A 24,782-nucleotide genomic window follows, 5' to 3' on the forward strand; every position below is an offset into this window, starting at 1 on the left:
CTTTTTCGGTAGCTTGAAGCAAGAACGAGTTCATTGGCGCAATTATCGAACGCGCTATGCAGCTCAACAAGATGTCTTGAATTACATCACAATGTGGTACAACAGCCAACGAATGCATTCTTACCTCTATTATCAAAGTCCCAATGAGTTTGAACGTATGGATAAGCATTTGAAGGATGTAGCTTAAGGAACTTAACTAGGTTGTCCGAATTCAGTTGACCAGGTCACAGTGGCCTGTTTTTTCCAGTTTCACATCACTATTTATCGCGAAAAGCCATAAGCTTCCATTAAACCGAATTTGCCAGGATGCAGAACATAATTCACAATCTGCCTTCAATCCTTTTTCACCTCGAATAATCCAATTTTAGTTAAGGTTTTAAACCAACAGCCGTTTTTTATATGGTAAGACTTTTACATGCCATAAATGGTTAGTACTCAGCAGATTTTTTAAACAAAAATAATGCTAACGAAGATAGTACTTTAGAACTTTTTTCGCTGTTAATTTACATTGCTTAAATTCACACCAAAGGAATCGAGTCCACTCGTGAGTACCATTTCTTACTTTCATAATCCGAATAATGGTTGAGCAACTCCAAGTGTCTTTATATACTCTATATCAGACATATCTAGATCGAACCACTCTCCCTCCAGCCTCTTATCTGCAAAATTTAAATGCATTTGTCTTTCAGCCAAAGAGTAATCTTCAAACTCTGCATAATGAATAAGCATAATTGAAAAGGGCAGTTTTACTGAAAATAGCTGGGTACGATTTTTTATATTGACTGTTTTACCAATCTTATAACCATATTGAGACTCAATAACGTAAACAAAACCTTTTATAGGGTTACTACTAGAATGTGTTCTAGTACTGGGAGTTGATCCTACAACTTTTCCAAATTCTGTTTGACCTAGCTCAGAAAAGCATTCTGCAAATAAGTCATTTAACATGTAACGCTTGACCACTTCTGGTGCAAATTTAAAAAAAGGCCTATCTTGCCAAAATCTTCTTCCTGATGGACTCGGACGCAAGGATACATCGAATGGTAGAGTCTCAACTTCAACCTTGTAAGTGTTGAAATCAATTGATTTTACAATACAAAAAGCAAGGGTATGGCCTAATAAGTCATTATCGAGCCAGTCTGCTAAAATAATACAATGCTCTTTACGTAGTTTGACAAGCATATCTTCTGGTACAGAAAGTACTTTACCGACTAAAATGTTATTTATTTCAACTTCATTTGTAGATAAACGCCAAAAGTTACTCATATTTGTCCCCCCTCACTCGTAATGTTTTTATAGGCTTTACTACTCAAACAGAACAATCCGTTTAGCTTTTTGTTCGGTGATAGCCTTTTGAATCCATTTCTTTGTGATTGAAGCCTCTTCAACACTGCACAGACTCAAACTAAGTTTATCTGCCTGAACACCCTGTTCTACTCCTTCAGAAAAACCATGACCTGATTTAATTGCGCCTTTATCCGTTATCACATAACGATCGTGAAAATAACGTTCTGGTGCGACAATAAGTGAAAAGGTCGGAATGTGATCGTACACATCAATAAATTCTTGCTGAAATACTTTCTGAGGATCAGCAGTATTGATACTTGTCACTAAAGTCATGCTACTTATAGAATGGAATTCTTGAATTAACTTGAATATTGACTTTAAAACAGGGTTGTTTGCGAGTCTAAAATATTGATCTACAATAAAAACATTTCCTCCAAACCTGATTAAGGTAGATAAAGATGCTGAGATGTCTTTTGCTTCTTTATTAACTAGTCTCGATGGTGGCATTAACCAACTATCATGTCCGTCTATAAGGTCATCGTATTTGATTGCTCCAGCGAATTGCTCCGATACAATCGAGTTGAAAGGTAATATAGCTGTTTGACGAGTGCACCAGTCACTCCAATCATCTGCAAATATTGAGATTCGATCTAGTGGCAATATAAAATACGGTTGATCCTTACTTCGTTGGAGGTTATTTAAAAAATTGGTGATTGACTTTCTCTTTACTGGTTTGAGGGTGTCAGAGTGTTTAGCCGCCTGAAAAGCTTGCTTAGCCCATTCTTTAACGGGGGCAACAACATAACGTCCAGTTTCAAAACCGAATCTTTCTTTCAACAGACCATAGTAATGATATTCAGCCATACAACGAGGATCTAGAGCGACTTCATGATACATTAGAATAGCTCCTCATCTCGTTCATCAAAGAAACCACCAGGCCAATCTTCTGTAAAATCTCCGTCAGCGGTAACATCAATTCTTTTAGCTAACACACCATTTTGTGAATTTGATAAAAATACAACACTAATATCTTCATGGTTAACGTCAGCAATACCTTCTGGTAGTTCACCTGCAGATGTTTGTCTAACCCTATTTAACAACCTCAAAATCATATGTTCACTGTGGGTTTCTATCAAAAAACTAGATTTACTATTTGATTGAGTTAACAAGTCACCTATCACAATCTGTACTCTAGGATGAAGATGTAACTCCGGCTGTTCACAAGCAATTAATCCCTTCATCGTTAGCTGTGAAGCCACCACCAAAGGTAATAATTGAGAGACTCCAACACCTATATCAGATGCATTAATTTCTATATTATTATGGCAATCCCACAAAGAGCTTTTAACAACTTTATCAAGATACTGCCCTATGTATAAATTTGAGTGGAAATCGCTTCGTTGACGTAACTCATCTAAAACATCGTTATTAATAGCAGTTTTTTTAGTATCTGGATTTACATCCAAATTTTCACTTGAAATAGAACACGATAATTGTTCCCCAACGGCATCTTTCATTGCTATAACATCTTCAATATTTTTAAAATCAACAGATGGTGAAACGAACCTAGCCTGAATATCCTCAACTTTATAAGTAATCTTATACCCTAGATTCAACTTGTCTTTGTTTATAAGCCAATCGTTGACCGCAGTGTCCCGTAATAAGTCAATTTTAAATAATTCATCCCAACAGGCTTTCCCATCATACCAATCAGCTTGCGATGGATATGGGTTTTGTAAGTAGTTAGCGTCAGGTATGTGTCTCAATGGCCCTATGCATAAACTATTATTTAAATAAACAAGTAAATTGTCCAAAGGTGCGACAATTACATCGCTTAGGATTTCGCTAATAACGGAACTCAACTGCTCATCCTCCAACGACAGAGATGAGGTTAATACCTTACCTAGCAAAGGTAATGCACCAGCCTTTCCTTTTATACCTATTGGTGCGTGTAATAAAGTTGAATTGTCTATAAAAGTCATGAAAAGAGAGTTATTCAACTCTTGGTGAGGAATTCTATCTATGTTCAAACATTCATGAAACTCACTAACATAACAAGTATCAGAAAAAACAGGAGTTTCTTCATCATTTTGAAATAGGCTATGCTCACCATCGACAATTTCAACATGTTCTGGATGATAGATGCCCTTCAGAGCTAAAATTTTATCAAATAAATTATTGTGGATTTCAACTTGACTATCAAAGCAATCAATTAACCAGTCATCATGCCCTTCTGGTAATAATAAAGGATGAAGGTAATTCAACGCTGTAATCATAGGTTGCTTTAAGCCTGCATCACTGTTCACTTCAGCAATTTCGATATCATCAAACCAAATTTTATAATTCGAAATAAAGGCTGTCTTATTGCTCATCGACCAAGATATCTCAAACTCAAGTGCAATTTTTTTAGCATCACTTGAAGGGCTATTTAAAGACAAATTCACTTGCTGACCAATAAGATCTGACAAATAGGCATAAGTAGAACCAATAGCATTTCCTTTGTCGTATTCAACTTTGATTTTTATGTTATTTTTGATGTTTTTTCCATAAACCAAATTTTTAAATCCACCGACGAATTTGCCACCTAATGCGTCTATTCTTGCTGGATCGCACTGCCCTTTAGCAAGTATTTGCTGTAAATAAAACAGCGCCATTAGCACAGTACTTTTCCCGACACTATTTGGCCCAAAAAGTAAGGTGACGGGAGCAAACTCAATTGTTTGGCTTTCTTTGAATGAGCGGAAGTTAGTAAGTGTAAGTTTAGTTATATTCATTTAATCGCCTTGCTTAATATTTGCATTTATTAATGATTCAAACAGCGACTGTTTATCGCGTTGCCACCAGCCTGAACTTTTTGAATAAGCTTTATTTCAGTGTAAAATATAAGTTATAACTGTTTGTTGTATTGTTCAATAATAAGATAAAAAATCTTAACATTTTTATAACATTATAAAAATGAAAAAAGTAAAGCGAACAAATGTCAATAAAAATTATTATTGACTTTGTCTACACATAACTAAAAGTGGTTTTCGCAAGTTTGCGAAAATCACTTTAAAAATTAACTGCTTCTTTCCTTTGCTCCCCAGCCTTGTTCTTGGTCAAACTTTACATCTATTTGTGGATTTAAGTCAGGAAATTGCTTCTTCATTGCTCTAAACATGGCGGCTTTAACTTGATTACTATAGTAATCAAGTTGACCTATAGGAGCTTGGAACACTATCGCATCATAGTGAGGCACAATGAGTTTGAATTGTTTACCTGCAAGGTTTTTAGCAAGCTCTATAATCGCTTGCTTAAAGATGGTTGCTGCTGATGACTGTACAGGGAAGTTTTTAAACCAGTTGGCTTCCCAACTTCTCATAGCATCAGTTTTGTTAACCTTGTTATTAATGAATCTACGCAAACCAGAAACCGATGTAATATAGCCTCTGTCACTTGCCTCTTTGGCGGTTTCGTTTTGATAGTCTTGTACGCATTTATAACGTTCTAAGAACCTATCAACCAGACTTTGAGCACTTGTTTCCGACAGATCAAGTAGTGCACCAATAGTCGAACTTGACATTCCATAAAGGATGCCAAGCACTAACGTTTTTGCTTGTTCTCTTTCGATATCAATTGCGTTTGCAAAACACTGATAAACATCCCCCGTGTTAAAGTCAAAAATGAGTTGTTCGTCCTTACTTAATCCTGCCAGAACTCCGATTTCCATTTGTTTATAGTCACATTCTACAATTTGCATCCCAGTTTCAGGTCTAATGATATGTCGGCTTTCACGTGGTAAAGTCATTAGGTTTGGCGATTTTGAAGTACATCGGCCTGTTACTGTACCCATTGAATCATAAACAGGTACAATCCGATTTGGTTGACCTAGCAACTTAACCGATACATTTGCAGCCCTCTCGACCTTATTGATCTGATGGAAATACTCAAAAGCAGTATCCTTATCACGTAAAGATTTAGCGCCCTTTCGTTCAAATAACTTAAGCAGACCTCGAGCATCTACGTAACTAAAGTTATCGAAAAGATAACTTATTAAACCGGTTTTATCTGGATGATAGATATTAAGTGAGAGCAACTGCTGCATAGACTTGTTTCGGTCAACCTCTAGTTTTTTAATTTCATGTTCTATATATGCTTTGTCGATAGAAAACCCACCAGCTAAAAGGTTGTGGAGTGCTAAAATGAAAGGATACTCGACTTTGTCGTAGTGCGCCCAAAGCGAGTTATCGGACAAATTATTGAAATAACGTTGAATTAGATCAATGATACTTGCTTGAAGAGTGTCGTCATATTCCCCAGAAACACACCGCTCAAATAGTTTAGTAAACGCCGTAGTAGAAACCTCATTTTCATATTTAGGATGCTGAATGCCAAGCTCCGCCATTTTTTCGATGATTTTTAAATCATACACTTGGTCATACTTGGCTAGCATTTTAGGCTCAATATGACCTGCTCGTAAACATTCAAACAAGTCAAACACATATAATATAGGTGTTTCCCACTGCAACGTTTTTATAAACACTGTAGAAGAGCCCGTTTCCTCATAAGGTACTGCTGCAATTAGGTGACACTTACCTGTAGAAATTGATTTTATTTCTTTGAAAACTCCCCCATTAGTTTTATGTTTCTGAATCGCTTTGAAACCGAATGGCGATATACTTACAACTGCTTCACAAGCGCGACAAGTGGCACGTGTTCTTTTATCGCCAGTTACACCTGAGTATGCATTTTCAATACCGCAATTGTGACAAATACCTGCGTTACCACTATGACGAGAACAGCATGAAGCACATGTGGAACAAATATAAAACTTCTCATAAGAACGTATGTTATAAGGTGTACATGAACGTGAATCGACTCTGCTATCAATAACCTTACGGCAATCGATACAGTAAGATATTTTTATGGATTCGGCATATTGCTGACAAGTTTCATCGGCACAATGCCAATACGTCGTGCCAACTGCCATTTTACCCATCGAATCCCGTGAGTGCTCAGAAATCGCTAAGGGAGACTCACAGCATCTACAAATAAGCTGATCAAGTATGACGTTCCAGCGATTAACAGCCGATAGAATACGTACAAACTGGTCGTCTGAATGAAGAATTTTTGGGCTGATACCGAAAAATTTTATTAGTAATTTGTAGAAAGGATACTCCACATGTGGCTCTACACTATTGTACCCCTGACTTTTAAGTGTGCAGATCTCAGAGTCTGTGCATTTTACCCTTCTGCATAGAACGTAATAATTATCCTCGCCTTCCTGATTAGTCTTGTTGGGAATAACTTTTCCTTCACATACACTCATTGCTTTCTGTCTAAAGGGATGCTTTATTGCTTTTGCACAGGGCGGGAGCACTTTGAGGTCAATCTTGGTTCTAGATTTAGCGTGTTGCTCAAACAATTCTGTCTGAAAACTACCCAGCAAAGAAACTATTTGACTGGACCTTACTTGCCTTTTTTCTAGCTTTAACTCGTACAAACTCACCAGCAACTTCGCTTCATAAAACGCTTTAGTCTGTGTTAGTTGTTTTAAATGACGCGCTTGATCCAATGAGAGAGTTCTATTCTCAGAACTTAGATAGTATACATATTGTGCTTCTGTTGCGTGATTGGCATACAAAAGGAGGTCATCGAGGTTAAAGTTCTCAACAATAATACTCGTATCAAGGTGCGCAAAATGACTTAAAAACAGGTCATAATCAGAGCCTATGACGTCAAGTACTGGCTGTGTGATGCATTCTTTTAGGCTAGCTTCTGATAGTGCTGCTAAAAATACTGATGTGCTAGAGTTCCTAAAGTCGCAAAGCCAACTTACCACCACTTCTTTTGCGAAATCCTCATGAACTCCATGTTCAAATGCAAAACTAATAAGATTACAAGATAATAATGCTTTTGATAGCACTGCCCGTTTAAACTGTTGCTCTACTAAATCTTGTTTGAAAACCGCCTTAAATTGTGAAGGATCGACGATAACAGTTTTATCTTGCTCACCAATACGGTTTAACAATTTTAAAATAACAGACTCTCGATCAAGCCCACTCTTATCTCCCTCTGTCGATACTAAATAATCTAACAACGTTGATATTGAAATATTTGCAACAAAGTCTGGAACAAGGTTCTGATTTAGATGAGCGTAGATTTCTTCTCTGTCGCCAATATAAAATTGCGCTAGTACAGGTTCGAACAACTTTTTTTCTGGAGTAAAGCTCTCAGCTGAAACGATCAATATGACATCAGGTAAAGCTAGATTTTGGAGTTTACTTGGTTGTGAAGTTAGCTCCTTGCCCAGTAAAGCTCGCATTTCATTCTTCAAAAAACTAACGTGAAGATACTGAACCGCACTGTTTATAGGGTCTTCAAATGTTTGATAGTGCTGAGATGCTAGGCTTTCTTTAGAGTGATTTGACATTCGCTTCTCAAATTCACCTAAATCAAACTCTTCAGGCACATCACTAATATCTGCAAATTGGTTAGAAAGGATTTTAGTCGCTGTATCAATATCCCCTAAGCACAAAGAACTAGAATGCTCAACTAACTTAAGCATTAGCTGTGGAGTGAGTTCATTGCCATCAAAGGCATCAAGCAGTGTGCTATAGAGCTCAGACAGCAATATGTCCTTAACCGCTTGAGATTCTGACGCCAAGTATGCAAATGATTCTTTAAACTCAGGATTAAAAAACTCAGCAGCTAATTTCTTTTTGAACTCTTCAGTCTCAATTATTGCAAAGGCATCTAACCTACCGGCGACGAAATTAGAGGGACGAAAGCAAATAATATATTCACCCTGTGCGATTGAAGATGTTTTAGGGCTGTGATAATAAATGTTGGCGTGAGAATAACGACCTCCCAATGACTTAATCCTAAAGTTAACACCGGAGCCACTTTTTGTTGTAAAAAAATCTGGAGAGTGAGCAACTGAATAGCCAGGCTTGCTAATTTTTGAGAGAAATTTTTTCATCATGCTTTTTCCATCTAGTAATTACAAGGTCGCAAAGTACAATACAGCTCTTCTATAGTGTTTCCTGAGCAAGACAGGCCGCTTGTTGCGTTGTTAGCTCACCAGCAACAAATAATTGCAGCCTTGTTCGGTTTCGATCGGCGAATTTGCAGCACAGTTTATGGCTGACTTGGTTAGCTTTATCTTGGCTAAACTGTTCAGCTTGCTGTTTGTAAATCTCTGGGGCGTGCTTGAATCGCTTTAAGCCATTAGTGATTTGCTGTTGCAGGTTGCTCCAGGTTTGATCGAAGGTGCTGAAAAGCTGATGCATTTGATAACGCTGGCTTACTTGGCTGTGAAACGCATAAAGCTGACGTTGTTGTTGAACCCAAGCGAGTAACTTTTCAGGCTCATCAAACCATTTACTGCCGGTTTCAGTTTTAATGGTGATGCGTTTAAGTTTTGTTTCTTGTTGTTCAATTTCTTCTGACATAACAACGTCCTTGTTATTTTTGTTTTAGATAAAAGCTATAGCTCACCAGCACAACTGAGTAGGGAACTCAGTTGAACGGCCTTTGGCTGGTCCGAAGGGTGAGCTCAAAGGATGGTGCGAATAAAGGCTTTTGGGCTCATAACTCACCTGCAAAAGCTTTTTGGCTTAGTGAATTAAATAGATTGTTTATCGTGCTTTCACTTTCGCAATAGTTACAGAATGATTTAACAAAAATAGCTTTTATGTCTGAAAATTTAATTTGTTCTGACAAAGGCGGAAATATCATCTCTAGCGGATGAATTCTACTTCCTGAAACTAAAGGTTGTGCTGCCTTCCCCGCATATTGATTCAGATTTGCAAATTCTAAAAGCTGGGCTAGATAATGAATATTTACATCTTGGAGATATTCCTTTACGTACAAGGCATTATCTGTTACCCACGATTTAGGCTGCGTTATATGAATAGCCCCACAATATACACCCACACGCCCAATCGTTAATTGAGGCTTTTCAAACATAAAATCTGAATGTTTTCCGTTTATCCCATTACCACCATAAACAGGAAAGACACCATTAGGGTCCATCTTTTTCGCGGTTAAACCGTTTCCACTTGATAGTCTAATAACATTCCCTAACTGTTTAACCTCCCAGCCCTTTGGGTTGGTAACTGGGTCGCCGAACATGTCGATGAAGACGCTGCGAAGGAAGTCGTCGGCGAGTAGGATGGCTTGCTTGCGTTTGCGGCGGATTGCATCGGCTTTATCTAAAATTGCGGCAATGCGTTTTTGCTCGGCTAGTGGTGGCAGAGGGATTTCAAGTTCCCTAATTTGCTCCGTAGTTAAGTTCTTGAAGATTGCGCCAGCGGCCTGAGCAGAAAAATTAACTTTAACTGAATTCATGAAATGAAATAAATAATTTTTGCAGATTTTTAATTCATCCAAATCTCGCAAACCAGCAAATCCATCGTGGATACATGCATCAATTGCTAAAATTAGCGCTTGTCCCGGTTGACCACTTACAGCAATAACAAAATCCCCCTTCTTCATCGGACGACTTTTTTCAGCACCAGCAATAGTTAAAGTGTCTATTCTCGGTGTAACGTATTTGCCATCCCTAGTTACATCACTAACCATTAGTCTTGGAATATCACCACCATAGTATCTCGGATCCCCTTTAGGTCGCGGGCTACTACCTCTTACGACACTGCATAGTTCCCCGAGTTTTACTATCGGCCAACTCATAACATTACCTCCAGTTCATTCAAGTCTTCAAGAATGTCGTTTTCTAGGGCTTTAAGCTTGGTTAAGATGACTTTTGGGTCGTCATAGACTTCGGCGGTGTGCACCACTTCTTTGTAGCGGTTAATGGACAAGTCATATTTGTTGGTGACGATATCGTCTTTACTGACCCAAAATGCCTTTTGAGTTTTGTCATTTTCAGCGGTTTGAGCAATGGCTTTATCACGGGCTTTAAACTCACTCACTAGGTTGGGTAAGTCGTTGTCTTTAATTGGGGTTCGTTTATCGTCTAGCGAGTAACCATCGGCTTGGACATCATAAAACCATACGTGGTCGGTGCTGCCACCTTTGGTAAAAATTAGAATTGCGGTAGACACGCCAGCGTAAGGCTTAAATACGCCGCTAGGAAGTGAGATAACGGCTTCTAGCTGGTTGTTATCTACCAGTAATTTACGCAATTGTTGGTGGGCATTGGAAGAGCCAAATAATACCCCGTCGGGCACGATGGTGGCAGATCGACCGCCAATTTTTAACATGCGCTCGATTAAGGCAACAAACAGCAGTTCAGTCTTTTTAGTTTTTACTTTACGCAGTAACTCTGGGCATACGTCTTCTTCGTCTAAACTGCCTTTGAACGGCGGGTTGGCAAGGATAATGTCCATGCCCTCTTTTGACTCATTAGGGAAGTTTTCGCTAAAGCGTTGGCTTAAGGTATCTTGATAATGGATATCAGGTTGTTTAATGCCGTGCATGACCAAATTCATTGCCGCTACACGTAACATGGTGGCATCAAAGTCAAAGCCGTGGAACATGTCGGTGTCGATGTGTTTACGGGCATCAGCATCAATTAAGTCACCAGAGTACAATACGTTTTGTAGCTGTTTACCATAGATATCGACTAGCGGCTTGCCGTCAGTATCAAACAATGGCTCACTCTCGATGCCTTGTTTTGAGCTATATTTTTCTAATAAGTATTCGTAAGAAATCGATAAAAAGCCACCGGTACCGGTTGATGGATCACAAATCCGGCTATTAAGATCTGGGTCCATCATTTCTACCATGGCACGAATAATATGGCGTGGTGTTCTAAACTGGCCATTAATTCCTGCTGTGGTGAGTTTACTTAGCAAGTACTCGTATAAATCGCCTTTGGTGTCGGAGTTGTCTAGCGGTAAGTCATTAACCATTTCGACCGCTTTAACCAGCAAGCTTTGCTTCTGGATCATTAACTGGGCGTCTTTCATAAATTCACTAAACAGTGAGCCTTCATTATCAGCCGAAGAGCTAGATGCGAAAAACGGAAACAGCTCATTGCGTACCAATTTAAATAACTCTTCTGCCCCAAGGTGACGCATATTTTGCCAACGTAAGTGTTGCTGACTGTCGTTAAAACGACGGCTAAAAGGCTTATTGGTACGGGCGCTACGTTTTTCATCGGCTTGCTCATTCATATCTAGCATACGGGCGTACGTTAAAAAGGTAATTTGCTCGATAACCGTTAACGGATTGGTAATGCCGCCGGTCCAAAACTCTTCCCATAGCTTATCAATTTTGCTTTTTAGTTGACCTGTGATCATGGTGTACTCTTATTGTTGATGTGCTGCTTACATGGCTATAGAGCCTATGCTAATCAGTTTTACCCTTGGCGATAAGTGTTTTATCGCTAAGTAGTGGTGTGTGCTAGTAAATTAATCAGTTTAGCCTTATTGCGTTATCTGATTAACATAAATATCGGTTGACCAATCAAAACTGTTTTTGACACATACAGTGTCATAGATTTTAGTTAATTGGATCAATTGGTCCTGGACATCAAAAAATTCAAATTTTGAGTTGTGATAATTGAGATCATGTTTCCAATAACCTAAACCTTGATCGAAGCGAATTGAGAAACTTAACCCTGAAGTAAAGGTTAGAATTAGCTCTCTGCGATGCTGTATATTGCCTCTATAGGTTTCGATATTTAAATTGACCGGCATTTTTAGCCCCAATTCAAACCATTTATCGTACATGTCTATCATTTCTTGCTTATCATCCCAATCATGGCCGACTTGGGAACCTGTTTTATCTTTTCTATTGTATAAAGAGAATATGTCTACTCTTGGGGTCACTGTAGCAAATGGTTTAAGTAGTTCACCTAACATAAGCATTGACCATGGATTTTGTAGGTAACGGTCACTGTATTGAATTGACTCTATGTTCTGTGAATTCAGCGCTTGTTTTAGTGTGTCATTTTGATCTGATAATGCTTGCCAAAAATGTAGGCCAAAATCAGTTAACAAACCATTACATTCTTTGGTTAGCTCTACCGCAATTTGGGTGATATTGGGTGTTGGTTGCCAAATACTGATGTCGATAGCATTTATTGACACTTTATCATGTTGGTAGGACTTGATGAGATATGAATCATCGCGGTGTTGTAACCAATTTTGATCAGGATTTACGAGTGATAAACAATTACTGGCTAGGGTAAATACCCCTGTGTTGTTTTCAATCTGTGCTATTATGACGCCGTGATCACCACCTACTGAAGATACATTAGGGTCACCATGATAAAGATTTATCTCTTTAGCATGCAGTAACAGCAAGTCATCAATAAGAGTTTGTTCTAGTGAATCAAGTTTTACACTTGACGGGATCACTAGGCTAATTTGCAACTCATTTTCGAGATTATCGTATTGCTTTAGTTTTCTTCTAAAAGTATTTGCAGCTAAATCCCATTCATTTGGTTCATTTGATAAAAATAAGGTAATTGAACGAGCTTGTTTGTTTAGCGCTAGTTGAACCTCTTCAAATGCACTTTGGCTGGCGTGCTGGGATTGTGAAAGTAGCTGCATTGATTGTGGTATTTGCAAGCTAAATTTAAATTCTTCTGTTAACCAATTTTTTGCCAATAACCGGTTTAAGTTATTAACGTCATGTCGAGTATCTGCATCGAGTAAACAACATGCACAAATACTGTCACAATTATCATTACAACTTAAGTTATCATACGCTTTGGATAATACCTCACTTATCATGTTTGAGCCGCTAGACGCAAAACCTGCACCACCACTAATTGTATCGTACATTTGAATGGCAAGAATATTCTCTCCGTTAACAAGTGTTGGCCTTATTGCGTATCCCATCTCGCTATTTAATATACCTAAAGTTGAAGCTAATGCATTACGTGTAGCTACAGCGATGGTTAACGCAATGGTACGGTTTTCTGTATTAGGACCCGTATCTATTAGGTGTTCGTGTGTATTGGGGTGGCATAATATAATTTCTAGTACATCAGTTTTTGTTTGGCTGCCTAAATAAATATCTTTATGGATATGTGCTGAGCCTTCACAGTCATGGTGACGACCATCTGCTTTATCTTTTTTAGATCCACGAATAGGTGTATGAGGGGTATCAGGGCTTAAATTGCTCGGGAATTCTCCCTGTGCATTAAGCGACTCCGCTCTGCCGCAACTTAAACACATGGCATATCCTTTACCGTGTGCTCCTGCACTATAATTAAATACACTGCCATCTGCACCGTAACGCATAAAACCTATTTTAGGGTTAGGCAAAGGATGTGTAGAACTGTTTACACTGACCCAAGCCGGTTGAACAGGTATGTATTGTTGTGTCGTTATATTGTTAGTGGGAGATACATAAAAATCAGTTACAAAGCCTGTTGGTTGCAAGACTCTAAGTTTGTCTTCATTTTTAATAAGTTGACCGCAATGGCTATTAGTACAGCATAAATTACTGTCAGATGTTTGTATTTCAGACGTGTAGCCAGTCTGGCCGCAATGAACACAGCGCCATGCCAAGTCGAATTTTTGGGCGTCTTTAGCATCGGCTACAGCAATATTTTGCCAGTTGAGCGACACACCTGCTGAACGAAATACTCTCCCATCAATGACCATTTCAGCACCTGGGGCATATTCACGGATGGCAATTGCAAGATTGCGCGAAGGTAAACCGCGTAAACGAGAAATATTGTCCTCTCGTTCTATTTTATTTTTACTGCGCCCTTGCTGGTCACGTAAAAAGTCTTCGATGTTGTAATTGTCTAAATTAACAATATCTGTTGGGAACCCGTATCCGGGTAAAAATGCTTTTGCCGCAAGTTCACGTAATAAATATTCACGACGATGGCGTTGTAATTCCATTCCTAATCTGAACGCATATGGGCCATCTTTTTGAGTAGTGCTTAGTTCTTTTTCGACACTGTGTAACTCATTTAGCCAAGCCTTTTGTAATTTTTCAATGCTATCTATTGTAGAATCGATTAGTGAGATTATGGACCGTCCTTCAAGTACTGTCCCTTTAATTAACCTTTTGATGTCGTTTTCAAACAGATCAATTTGCCCAGAGATATTCGCTTTAAAACGGTCACAGATACTGACCTCATCGCTTTCATAAAACCAACTCAAATTAAGTGATGTTTTCTCTTTTTCTGTGTGACCGACTTCTTGAGTTAAAAACTTACCTAACAGGTACGCATTCACATGTCGCTGAGTTAAACGTGCCGAATTAAGTGATACCAGCGGAGCTGAAATTAATGTAGTGAATGGCCACGCAGGATTGTTAAATACTTGAGTATCGTGTGGGTTAGATTTACACAAAGTAAAAGCTAAAGCTCGGGACTCTTTGCTTCGCCCTGCTCGCCCTGCTCGCTGCAAATAGTTAGCAGGGTGCGGTGGCACGTTGTTCATGACAACGGCTGAAATACCGGCGATATCAACACCCATTTCCATTGTCGTTGAACAATTTAGTACATTCACTTTGCCTTGTTCGAATAACTTTTCGTAATTCTTTAAACGCTCAGATGATTGCTGTGCCGAATGCTCTGCTGTGCGATAGTAAAATCCACCTTCTATTGTCCTATCATTAATATCTGTCCAAAGATTTTGATTGCGAAGCGATTTAACCTCTTTGCTATCCGCTATTCGCCTACGAATTGTTTGAATACCTTGAATTTCATCTTCTGCACTTGAATCAAAATCCCAGATTGGTGGCATTTTAACTTTCTCACATAGAGAATTTATTTCTTTATAATTACTTGGTAAGTATGGCGTTATACCTTTAAATGTTGTATCGAGTAGTTTGTTAGTTATTGGGCAAGCCCAAAAATCTTCTTGAAAAGAAAATGTAAGCATTGATCTATCGAGATAATACTGACTATTTTCTGACTTCAATATTGGATTTTTTTTACTTGTAACAGCAAGCCAAGCGGCCTTTAGCCAACCATTAAAGATATCTTGAGTTAGTGATGATGATTCATCTAACTTAGTGGCAACAATTAATAATTTAAATAGTCGATTAGGGTTACTCTTAGTCAATTGAGGCCACTTTTGAACTCTGATACTAGTTTGTTCTGTTGAATCCGGCTTTATTAGCTTTTTAGGGCTAAATTTAAAACCAATCCAGTATCTAATCTCATCTTCTAGTTGGAAGAAGCTGTTATTCCTAACATGAAAATCTAATGTAATTTTGACAAAGTCTTGCCAATCTTGTCTGTTTAAGCCATGTTCCTTCCATAAATCCGGCATTAACTCGATTTCATCCAAACCCAAATAACTGACTTTAACTATTCCTTGAGTCTCAAGGTTATAATACCTTTTAGGACGGCGGATAAACTCCCTAAGTAAAAAGGTTTCAGCCAATTTGAAAGGTCCAGCAGTATCATTAAACAACTCTGGATTTGCATATTTATTAGCCGCTAACATAGCTCTCTGAAAATCTTCTTTTTTAGCTAGTGCAGTGACCATATCTGACCAAGATAAAACAACACTTTTAAAATCTGTTGATTCATTCTGTTGCATTGCTTTAAGTGCATTTTTAAAAATATTAACTAATGTTATATCTTGTTTCATTTCTGCTTCACGAAGCTGCTCTGTCAAGCCTTTTATTGCGGGGTTAGTTGGTTGAGACATTTGTTTGTCTCTTAATTCCTGATATACCGCGCCCCTCAAGCGAGCTTGTTCAGCTTCTTGCTGCATTTTTACTGCCATCCTAGCAGTTCCTTGCCGACTATCAGTGAAAGTGATTAACTTTCGACCACGACCAGGTAGTTCAAGTGGTCCTGGATCAGATTTATTTTGTTTTTCATGGTCAGGACAATATTCTAAAATCGTAGGAACGACATTGGCAACATAAAACGGTGCCCCAAGAATGCTTCTTCTATAAGGTGTATTTCCGTTATAGCCCTTATAACTACAGTTTGAACAAACTGCCTGTAAGGAACTATTACAAAAATAAGAAGTACTTTCATTACTCAAGCTAGCCAACTCGCCGGTTTTAAGATCTATTTTTATTGGGCTAAAAAATCTATTTTCTTGGTTATCTAGTGGGTCTTGTTTACTCGATAAAACAATTTTTGAAATACTTGTCGTAACCGGTTTTGCTTCTGTTTGTGTTTTATTTTCTACTTCATCGTCATTGTTTTCTATTGATAATGAAAATTCATCACCTGCATCTTGTTGCCATTGAGTAAGCTTGCCATTTTTATCTGTACCTAATAAATGTGGTTCATTGCATTCATTACAAAATGCAATTTCTAATACTGGTGCTTTGCTTTCACAATCACAATTAGTTCTGTGCTTAGAATACACATAACCATACGGCCAATTATTTTTTAACTCCGAAGTGAGTTTTTTCGTACATTGTGGGTCAGTACAGGCAAATAACCCATTAAACATGCGTTGAAAGTAATGCGCTCGGACTTTTAGAAATGCTTCTTTATTGGGGGCTGGTTTGGTTGCCGTCAGTAAATCTATCCAAAGCAATAGGGTTTGTTCATCAAAAGGTTTTTCCCCAATTAAAGAAGACACTTTTTGATTTATATCTTCTAATGTTTGAGGGATTGATGAATTCACAAACACAGTTCGAATCGCTTTAGCAACTTTTGAGCTGGCTAGTGCATTAAATCTGACTTGCGAAACGTCTAAATTAAAATCGTCTTTCTTTACTGCTTCATCAGCAGGGATAGAAATTAAGTCCTTTAAATTTGACTGTTTTTCTTCAAGCTTTGGCAACAGTGGAATGACCCTTTGCCCACCAATAACAGTAACGTGTTCTTGGCTTACTCCTGCGAGTTCAGCTAAATATTTTTTAAGCTGATTAGCAGTATCTTTACCAGCGATCGTAGCCGATGTTGCCACGAATCGAACATCTTTTGCTTCGACACCAAAGGCTATTAGTACACGTCGTAATTGCAAAGCCAACTCTGCGGCTTGCGAACCGACATAAGTATGGGCTTCATCAAGCACGATCCATCTTAGTGATTTTTGTTTTTTTGAGGCTTCAATAATTGGCGCATCAACTTGACGCACCATCATGTATTCAAGCATGGTGCCGTTTGTGACTAAAATGGGTGCCGGTTTTTCTCGCATTAATTCACGTGACAAAACCTGATTGGGTACTAAATTTTGAGCTGAAGAAACTTTAGCCTTCAAATTTTCTGTATTACCGTTGTACAAACAAAAACGCATGTTGTTGCCAAAGTGCTTGGTCCAAGCATCCAAACGCTCTTTTTGAGAGTTAATTAATGCATTGAGAGGATATAAAAATAGCGCTCGGACGCCCACAAGGGGTTCATTGGTTTGCTTTATCTCCCGATGAAGATCTTCTATCACTGGTACCATAAAACATTCTGTTTTACCTGAACCAGTTCCACTGGTTACAACAACAGATTGTGGTTTATCATTTAACAACATTTGCCAACTTTTCAATTGATGAGTAAATGGCGAATACTCTGCATTGAATCGATAGCGCCCATTATTTGTATGATCGAGTGCTGTGATGACTTCTTTAGAAAGTAGTGTGCCTTTCAATTCAGATATACTGACTTTTGCAGGCTCCCAACCAAAAGTATGTTCAAATAAAGGTGAAGATAATAAAGACTCGCCTTTGCCACTCGGTTGATTTAATAAATTTTTTAGGTGTGATCTTAAGGATGGGTTACTAATACCAAATACACTCAATGACGCTTCTTGTGCACGCTCTGCTGCTTGCTTTGTTAGCTGTGAAAAATATTCCATAGTACACCCTAAATCAAATCAGAAAACTTAAGTAAATGAAATGTATACATACTTGAAAACCAATTAGGGTCAAAGTCGCGTACTTGTTTTAATTTAAAAATGGCAGTGGTACTTTCATCATAAATATCTGATAGTTCTGCTTTACCACTTGAAACAGCTGCTAAGAAAATGGGTAAATAAATAACTGAATTTTGAAAGCTATGTAGGCTCTCAATTTGCATCTGTCCTAGTGAATTATTTTGATACCATCTCTTGAGATCATAACCATTACTTTCAGGCCATAGATCCGTTTCGCTATTATCCCGGAGTAAGTCTTGTAACCAATTTTTTCCTGCCTCGTTGATAATTGGGGCCGGAAGCCTGAGTTTTTGATCTATTTGATTTGTCATCAAATAGCTAACTAATTCACCACTTAAGCCTGGAATATGCTCTAAAATTGATTGATACCATGGATCAGCTATCATTTTAATGTACTTTTTATCAACCCCTTTATTCTCTAACCAATTCATCACTTGCTGATATGTTTCAATGTATAACTGCGGGGATGTGACCTGCCATAACACTGGAAATTCTGATTCTATACGAGCCATAAATTGAGGGTTGGCCTCGAAACGGTAAAAACAGAGTAATAAGGCTTTAGGGTTTGCGACAATATCCCGCCATACTTGGAAAGTCGTTAAAGATAAATTTTGATAGTTTGAATACAGCTTTACCAAAAACTCCCAACCACTGTGCTGAAGATTATCTGTCATTTGTGATACAACTTCAGAAATGACATTGGTATTGAATCTAGGGTGATAGAGTTGCACTGCTTTTTGCAAAGAATGTATTTGCGTTGTTCCTTCAGGTACGACTTCATGAACTAAACCATTACTATCGTGGCCAACAAGTAATTTAGCTCTAAAATTTGTACTACTATTTTCACTTGGTACAATTAACCATGGACCGTCACTTTTATCTACCTGAGGGATTAAATAATGCCCCGTTGATGTCCCCCCACTAATTAGAGGTTCTAATTTTGTTGGTGATCTTTCAGGGTTACTCATTTGCATTAATAGTAATTCAGCACCTTCAACAACACTTTGGCCTTCCGCTGAAACTTTAATGAAACGTTTATCATCAGCTTCATATACTTGGCTGCTATAGCGGTAAATTTTGTATTGTAAGTCACCAGAAAAACTACTTATGGTAATTGTAACTCGAGCATCTAAATCAGGCGCTAAAGACAGCAACTCATTTATTTCATCTTTAAAACTGTGCAAACTGATTATTGTGGGTTGCTCACCTACATGAAACGTATGTTTAAAATATGGAGGTGATCTACCTTGGTTTTCTAAAACAATGTCGATTTCAAAATTCGCGGAGCATTCTGCAGATGCAAATAAGTGCAAACGGCTACCTAACAGGTCATCTATTGAGAGGTGTTTCTTTAGAGGCTTACCGTTACAATCAAAAACAAATGCACCTTGTCTTGGGTAAGGTAGTTTTATAGATATAGGAGTTCCCATTAAGTTAGGAGTAATTTGCAATGATAATTCTGCTGGTGGTAATCCAGTGCAAGTTAGCTGTAAACAAACGCCCTCATTTGTATCTTTTTTTACAAACGAAACACTTTCTGTAGAAATGCTATAGACCATTTTTTTGTTTGTTTCGATATAGATTTCACCTTTTCCAAGCTCAACCCCAGCTTTAGTTATTATTTTTACACCAGGCGGCAATATGCCTATTCTTTTTCTATATAAGGTTTCACCATCTTGATTCTTTAATGCATAAGTTTGTCTACCATAAAGTTCATGTAACATTAACCCTGCTTTAGGTTGGCCACTTATGTATTCTATTAAAGCATTATTTAAATTTAAGTCATTGTTTACAAGCCTATACTTAGGGAGGCCCAAATATGTTGCATTTGGCTCCGTATCGAAAGGCACCATATCCCCCAATAGGTTTAGCTCTAGCTCTATAGAGCCTGAATCTATTGATTTTATTCGGTATTTATCATCATCAATAGTGACGAGGAGCTCACCCTTTAATAAAATACAGTACGGTTTTTCGCTATGTATATTTTGTGGCCAAGGCGATACATCACCGTCAATAATTTCATATGTAGCGCATCTAGGTAAAATTAAGTACAACTCATCTTTATGACTGAATGTTGCTTGACCAGCATATTTATACTCACCATCTTGTTTTATGAAACCTACTGGCATTTCATTAAGGAATACACTCGTATTGTCTAGTGGCCATCTGGCAATTTCATTACCTCCTTGCCTTGCAACCACTGACAATGGGTTGTCGGATGCTCTGCGTAAGACTTTTACAGTACGATTTCTGACTTTTACTAGTGCTTGCTCACCTGTAGCGTTGATATATGAAACACCAAGGTGTTGAAGGTCTTTCGAGGATTCAGCTAAAAATAACTCTAATCTGTTTGATTTTAAATGTTTAAGTTGTAAGTTAACTGCAAATTCGTTAGGTAACAATAATTTGGTGGTAATGCTCAATTCATTAATATTTAGATAATGTTCAACAAATAATTTTTGACCAATTCGTGTCCTTTTACTTCCTTCCTTACTCGCTTCCTGTAACCAAGAGTTAACGATATTTGTTCCAATACTGTTATCTAGAGGAATAGGGAAATCCTCACGCCATTTTGGTGAAACATTATCTAGGTAGTCTGCTGGGTTCGATTTGTTTTCTAATGCAAATATATCGACAAGATTGACCAGTCTTTCTGTCATTAAAGTGATTAATTGAATAGATTCTTGTTCATTGAATGCTTGAGGTAACGATTGAACATTAATAGCTACAAGCTTTTCAATTGGTTCTCCAAGTAATTTTGCTACCGCAACATTTTTCAAAATCCGCTTAAGGACTTGCCCAAATTTATTATCATTGTTACTTAGCAATTTAAATGGAAGTCCTCCTTCTGAAAACAGAGTACCTAAAAAATTTCGGCGTTCAACGTAAGTTTTGATAGGTCTAAGCCAGTAGGACTCAATACCTTTAAGCACTGTTTTTTCAATTTGAGACGGAGTTAATTCATCTCCCAATTCAACCCATATTGCATGCCAACTCCAACCATCATTGCTTTCATAGTTGCGCTGATACCATATGGAGCAAAACAAGCAAAAAGTGGCAGCCCAAGAAATATTATTGTAACCATGTAGTTTACTGTCTTTATGCTTAACAACTAGTTCTTTTAGTAATGCATATTCAGCTTCAGTAGCTTGATATTCATATAATGGCTTTCCTGTAGGTTGACGTAATCCTCGATCTTTTAAGAATTGGTTAAGCCATTGTGATGGGTTGATTAACTGATTCATTATGTTGACTCCCTGTCGTTTATTTTAAAATCTTGATTCTTTGCTAATAGATTTTATATTTTTGCCAAGATTTACTCCAAACTGAGTAATAAACTCTTGAATCACATCGGCTTGCTGCTCGCTAAATACCCCATCTAATCCCATGTCATGCACTTGGGTAAATGGCGCATCGTAAAGCTGTGATATTTGTATCGACCCATAGCGGATTATATGGTTTTGTAACATACCAATAAAGCGTTGCTGCTTTGCATTCATGTGAGTGTGGGTTTGTTGAACAAATGCAGTAAACTTGGCTTCAATATCCTGTTTATCCCTCCCAACAATAGTGCGCAATATTTTGTCTAATGTGGCGGTAGATTCTGGAAAAAACTCTTTAAGGGTATTTAAGTCTACGCTTGGATTTTGGGTATGCACGAGCGAGTTTAGTTTGGCTAAATCATCTGCGGTTACCGGTTCGCCTTTACGTATTTTTTGCAGTACTTGGTCTGTTGCAAATAATGGTGTAAGGGTTTTTTCGACCTCTTGGCGGAAGATTTGATAATCAATAGAAACAATTTTTGTTGGCCGTGTTGATTCGCGTATTTCACTAACCTCTTCTTTTACGTCAATGACATAATCAACTGTTGGAGGTTGAGCAGATTTGTCGCGTAAATGAATGATACTGCGCAATGCTAAACGGCTTTGTTCTAATGCATCAAAGGTTAACAAATCCCAGAATGCATTGGTTTGAATTTTGGCAATGTCTTTCGCTTTGGCACGCACTTCATTCAAGTGCATTTGTAATGACTCTACCTTGCCCATTACACCTTGCTTAACAAGAGCTATTTGATTGGGATCGGTAAACATTAGGGTTTGAATGATGGCTATTTCATTATCCAATTTATAGGCTTCTGATTGCCCCACGATGTTGCGCCATTGCATTAGTGGCGCTATATGCTCGAATAAGTTAGCTTTTGTTTGTGGTGCAAATTGGTTAAGCGTTTTTTCATCTTTACAGGATTCTACCACTTGCCAGTTATCGCGCACCGCAATAGTGTTCATATCAAGTGCGTTAATGTCTTGATGGATAAGCTTTATCACGGCATCAAAGGTCGTTATGTCTGCCTTTTTAAGCGCTGTTTCAGCCAGTATCAGACGGCTTTCAAACAGTTTTTGAGTAAGAGATTTAGCCTGTTTTACATCTTCTTCGCTGGGGTCCATATCGAAGTAGTCGAAATTTTCCCAGTGGTCAAAAATTAAGAAGTGGGTTTTATCTTTGCCCTTACCGTAGAGGTCTTTGCATAGGCGTGTGCCACGACCAATCATCTGCCAAAATTTGACTTTTGACTTAATGGGCTTGGCAAATACGAGATTGACACATTCTGGAACGTCAATTCCGGTGTCGAGCATATCTACTGAGATAGCAATGCGAGCACTGTTTACTTCATTTGATTTAAAGTCATCAATTAACTCTTCTGCGCGTTCATATTTTGAGTGGATAACGCGACAAAAGTTACTGCCTAATTGAGGATACATTTCGCCAAACAGCTGCGCCAGGAGTTCAGCATGAGCAATGTTGCGGGCAAATACTATGGTTTTACCAGGTAGTTGACCGTCACTATCACGCAGGCCCTTTTCCATTAAATTACGTAAAATAACGCGATTGGTGTCTTTATTTTTTACCGCTTCATCGACTTGTTTGGCGTCAAAGTTTAACTCGTTAGGGTCAATACCTTGATCCTCTAATTGTGCGATTTGTTCATCTGTGAGGTTATCTTTTTTGATACCTTCGCGTAAAAATTTAGTGGTTAAACTAACAATTTTATAAGGTACTAAGTTACCTTCTTCAATCGCCTTTTCTAATGGGTAATTTGCCGTAGGTAATTTGAAATCACAACCAAATAACTGGCACGTTGAGCGCGATACCATTTCAACAGGTGTGGCAGTCAAGCCAACCTCTAGTGCATCAAAGTATTTAAAAATATCACCATAAATATTATAGATAGAACGGTGTGATTCATCGGCCACGATTAAGTCAAAATAACCCACATCATATTTTTGATAAATAGCCATCATACCTGGGTAAGTGGCAATAAATACCCGTGAATTTGTGGCTAACTCTTTTTTGGTTTTACCCACAATGTAGAGTGGCTCGTTAGTAAACTCATTAAAGGCATTGCCAGCCTGTTTACGTAGCTCTTTACGATCACATAAAAACAATACTCGCTTTGCCCAGCCGGCATCGAGTAATCGTTTAGCCAGCGCAATAGATACACGCGTTTTTCCTGTGCCGGTTGCTTGTACGATAAGAGATTTTCGATGTTTATCGGCGAAACGTTCACATACACGAGTGATAGTTTCCATTTGATACAAACGGCCTGCGACATTGGTATCGATTGGTGTTTGATTTAAATCTTTTTTAAGGCCTCTCTGCTTAATTAGATATTGCAGCGAGTCTTTAGAGTAATAGCCGTAAAGTTTACGACTGTTATAGCCTTGGGCATCGTCTAATATACGGATGTCGTAACCGTTTGAATAAAATATAACGGGTCGTTGATGATACTGTTTGTGCAGTGCATCGGCGTATAGTTTGGCTTGCTCTCTGCCTTTTTCGACAGATTCACGAGTGCGTTTGGCTTCAATTACTGCGAGTGGTTTGCCGTCATCGTCCCAAAGTACATAATCAACGTAGCCTATGCCTGTGCTGGTAGGCTGATCAGTTACCTGTACTTCTTTACCTACTTCATCTGTGCTCGTTTCATCAAGAGACACTTGCCAACCAGCTGCCCGTAGATCCATGTCAATGATCCGCGCACGTGTTTCTGCTTCACTAAAGTTAAAACTTGCAGTGATAAGTTTGTTCAGACTTTTAACTTGAGACACTTTAGCTTGGTTTATTGTTTGCTGAAGTTTTGCTGCGTTTTGTTGTGCTTGTTTTTGTGCCTGTTGAGACGCTTCTAATTCTTCTAACGCCTTTTTTAGCCGAGCTTCATTTTGACTCAACTGTTGAGATAATTGTTTATTCTTTTTAGCGAATTCAACATCATTTTGTTCGGCTGGTTGCTTTTGTTCTGGAACGGTAAATTCTGGACAATCGGCTTGTTTACCATTGGCGTAGGCCAGAAATAGATAACAGGCTACGTAGTAGCTTTCTTTTAGAATCCAGATTGCTTGTTGTTGATCAACTCGCCCCTCGTGTGCGGCTTGATTGCCACTTTTGCGTATTGCGTGAAGTTTATCGGTAATTAAATTGGGGACTACACTCGTGAAATCATCTGACGTAAGTTTGTCATAAATATTTGAATTGGGAAATGCAGGCAATTGAAGTTCTTTATATAAATAGCTGACGACCTGTTCTGCAAAACATCGTAATTTTACCAATGAACTTTGTGGGTCTGATATCGCATACTCTTCAGCAAATGCAGCTAGTTGATGGAGCTGTGGCCACTTTGTTTGAATATGCTCAAAATTCATTGATTGTTTCATTCCGTTTGATCCTTTGATATCC

General features: G+C 38.3%; 11 protein-coding genes. 1 reads left to right on the forward strand and 10 read right to left on the reverse strand.

Annotated elements, in window-relative coordinates:
• The coding region (locus tag IEW93_RS18995) for an IS3 family transposase (RefSeq protein ID WP_188740815.1) at positions 1–187 on the forward strand (187 nt) is incomplete at its 5' end.
• A gap of 377 nt (positions 188–564) precedes the next feature.
• Here IEW93_RS18995 and IEW93_RS19000 read toward each other — a convergent pair.
• The 10 genes from IEW93_RS19000 to IEW93_RS19045 all read right to left on the reverse strand — a co-directional run bounded on the left by IEW93_RS19000 (position 565) and on the right by IEW93_RS19045 (position 24,760).
• Positions 565–1,266 (reverse strand): GIY-YIG nuclease family protein, encoded by a 702-nt coding sequence (locus tag IEW93_RS19000; protein WP_188740816.1) that lies wholly within the window; start codon positions 1,264–1,266, stop codon positions 565–567.
• 39 nt (positions 1,267–1,305) lie between these two features.
• The gene (locus IEW93_RS19005) at positions 1,306–2,184 is read right to left on the reverse strand and encodes a hypothetical protein (protein ID WP_188740817.1); all 879 of its coding nucleotides are present in this window, start codon (positions 2,182–2,184) and stop codon (positions 1,306–1,308) included.
• On the reverse strand, positions 2,184–4,061 hold the full coding sequence (locus IEW93_RS19010; protein ID WP_188740818.1) for an AAA family ATPase: 1,878 nt from the start codon (positions 4,059–4,061) through the stop codon (positions 2,184–2,186). The genes IEW93_RS19005 and IEW93_RS19010 overlap by 1 nt, the downstream gene beginning before the upstream one ends.
• A gap of 284 nt (positions 4,062–4,345) precedes the next feature.
• On the reverse strand, positions 4,346–8,251 hold the full coding sequence (locus IEW93_RS19015) for a DNA polymerase (RefSeq protein ID WP_188740819.1): 3,906 nt from the start codon (positions 8,249–8,251) through the stop codon (positions 4,346–4,348).
• A gap of 49 nt (positions 8,252–8,300) precedes the next feature.
• Complete coding sequence (locus IEW93_RS19020; RefSeq protein WP_188740820.1) at positions 8,301–8,720, reverse strand: hypothetical protein; 420 nt, start codon at positions 8,718–8,720, stop codon at positions 8,301–8,303.
• A 136-nt stretch (positions 8,721–8,856) separates the two neighbouring features.
• The gene (locus IEW93_RS19025) at positions 8,857–9,960 is read right to left on the reverse strand and encodes a restriction endonuclease subunit S (protein ID WP_188740821.1); all 1,104 of its coding nucleotides are present in this window, start codon (positions 9,958–9,960) and stop codon (positions 8,857–8,859) included.
• Positions 9,957–11,534, reverse strand: coding sequence for a type I restriction-modification system subunit M (locus tag IEW93_RS19030; RefSeq protein ID WP_188740822.1), 1,578 nt, complete (start codon positions 11,532–11,534; stop codon positions 9,957–9,959). The genes IEW93_RS19025 and IEW93_RS19030 overlap by 4 nt, the downstream gene beginning before the upstream one ends.
• 126 nt (positions 11,535–11,660) lie before the next feature.
• The gene (locus IEW93_RS19035; protein ID WP_188740823.1) at positions 11,661–17,972 is read right to left on the reverse strand and encodes a DEAD/DEAH box helicase family protein; all 6,312 of its coding nucleotides are present in this window, start codon (positions 17,970–17,972) and stop codon (positions 11,661–11,663) included.
• Positions 17,973–17,980: 8 nt separating this feature from the next.
• Complete coding sequence (locus tag IEW93_RS19040) at positions 17,981–21,295, reverse strand: STY4851/ECs_5259 family protein (RefSeq protein WP_188740824.1); 3,315 nt, start codon at positions 21,293–21,295, stop codon at positions 17,981–17,983.
• A 24-nt stretch (positions 21,296–21,319) separates the two neighbouring features.
• On the reverse strand, positions 21,320–24,760 hold the full coding sequence (locus tag IEW93_RS19045) for a DEAD/DEAH box helicase family protein (RefSeq protein ID WP_188740825.1): 3,441 nt from the start codon (positions 24,758–24,760) through the stop codon (positions 21,320–21,322).
• Positions 24,761–24,782 lie beyond the last annotated feature (22 nt).

Origin of the sequence: Shewanella inventionis, from assembly GCF_014641855.1 — a bacterium.
GTDB lineage: Bacteria > Pseudomonadota > Gammaproteobacteria > Enterobacterales > Shewanellaceae > Shewanella > Shewanella inventionis.

What these genes read in the sequence shown, in the direction of transcription:
- IEW93_RS19000 (WP_188740816.1), bottom strand. Translation starts at nt 1,266, where the DNA reads ATGAGTAACTTTTGGCGTTTATCTACAAATGAAGTTGAAATAAATAAC.
- IEW93_RS19005 (WP_188740817.1), bottom strand. Translation starts at nt 2,184, where the DNA reads ATGTATCATGAAGTCGCTCTAGATCCTCGTTGTATGGCTGAATATCAT.
- IEW93_RS19010 (WP_188740818.1), bottom strand. Translation starts at nt 4,061, where the DNA reads ATGAATATAACTAAACTTACACTTACTAACTTCCGCTCATTCAAAGAA.
- IEW93_RS19015 (WP_188740819.1), bottom strand. Translation starts at nt 8,251, where the DNA reads ATGATGAAAAAATTTCTCTCAAAAATTAGCAAGCCTGGCTATTCAGTT.
- IEW93_RS19020 (WP_188740820.1), bottom strand. Translation starts at nt 8,720, where the DNA reads ATGTCAGAAGAAATTGAACAACAAGAAACAAAACTTAAACGCATCACC.
- IEW93_RS19025 (WP_188740821.1), bottom strand. Translation starts at nt 9,960, where the DNA reads ATGAGTTGGCCGATAGTAAAACTCGGGGAACTATGCAGTGTCGTAAGA.
- IEW93_RS19030 (WP_188740822.1), bottom strand. Translation starts at nt 11,534, where the DNA reads ATGATCACAGGTCAACTAAAAAGCAAAATTGATAAGCTATGGGAAGAG.
- IEW93_RS19035 (WP_188740823.1), bottom strand. Translation starts at nt 17,972, where the DNA reads ATGGAATATTTTTCACAGCTAACAAAGCAAGCAGCAGAGCGTGCACAA.
- IEW93_RS19040 (WP_188740824.1), bottom strand. Translation starts at nt 21,295, where the DNA reads ATGAATCAGTTAATCAACCCATCACAATGGCTTAACCAATTCTTAAAA.
- IEW93_RS19045 (WP_188740825.1), bottom strand. Translation starts at nt 24,760, where the DNA reads ATGAAACAATCAATGAATTTTGAGCATATTCAAACAAAGTGGCCACAG.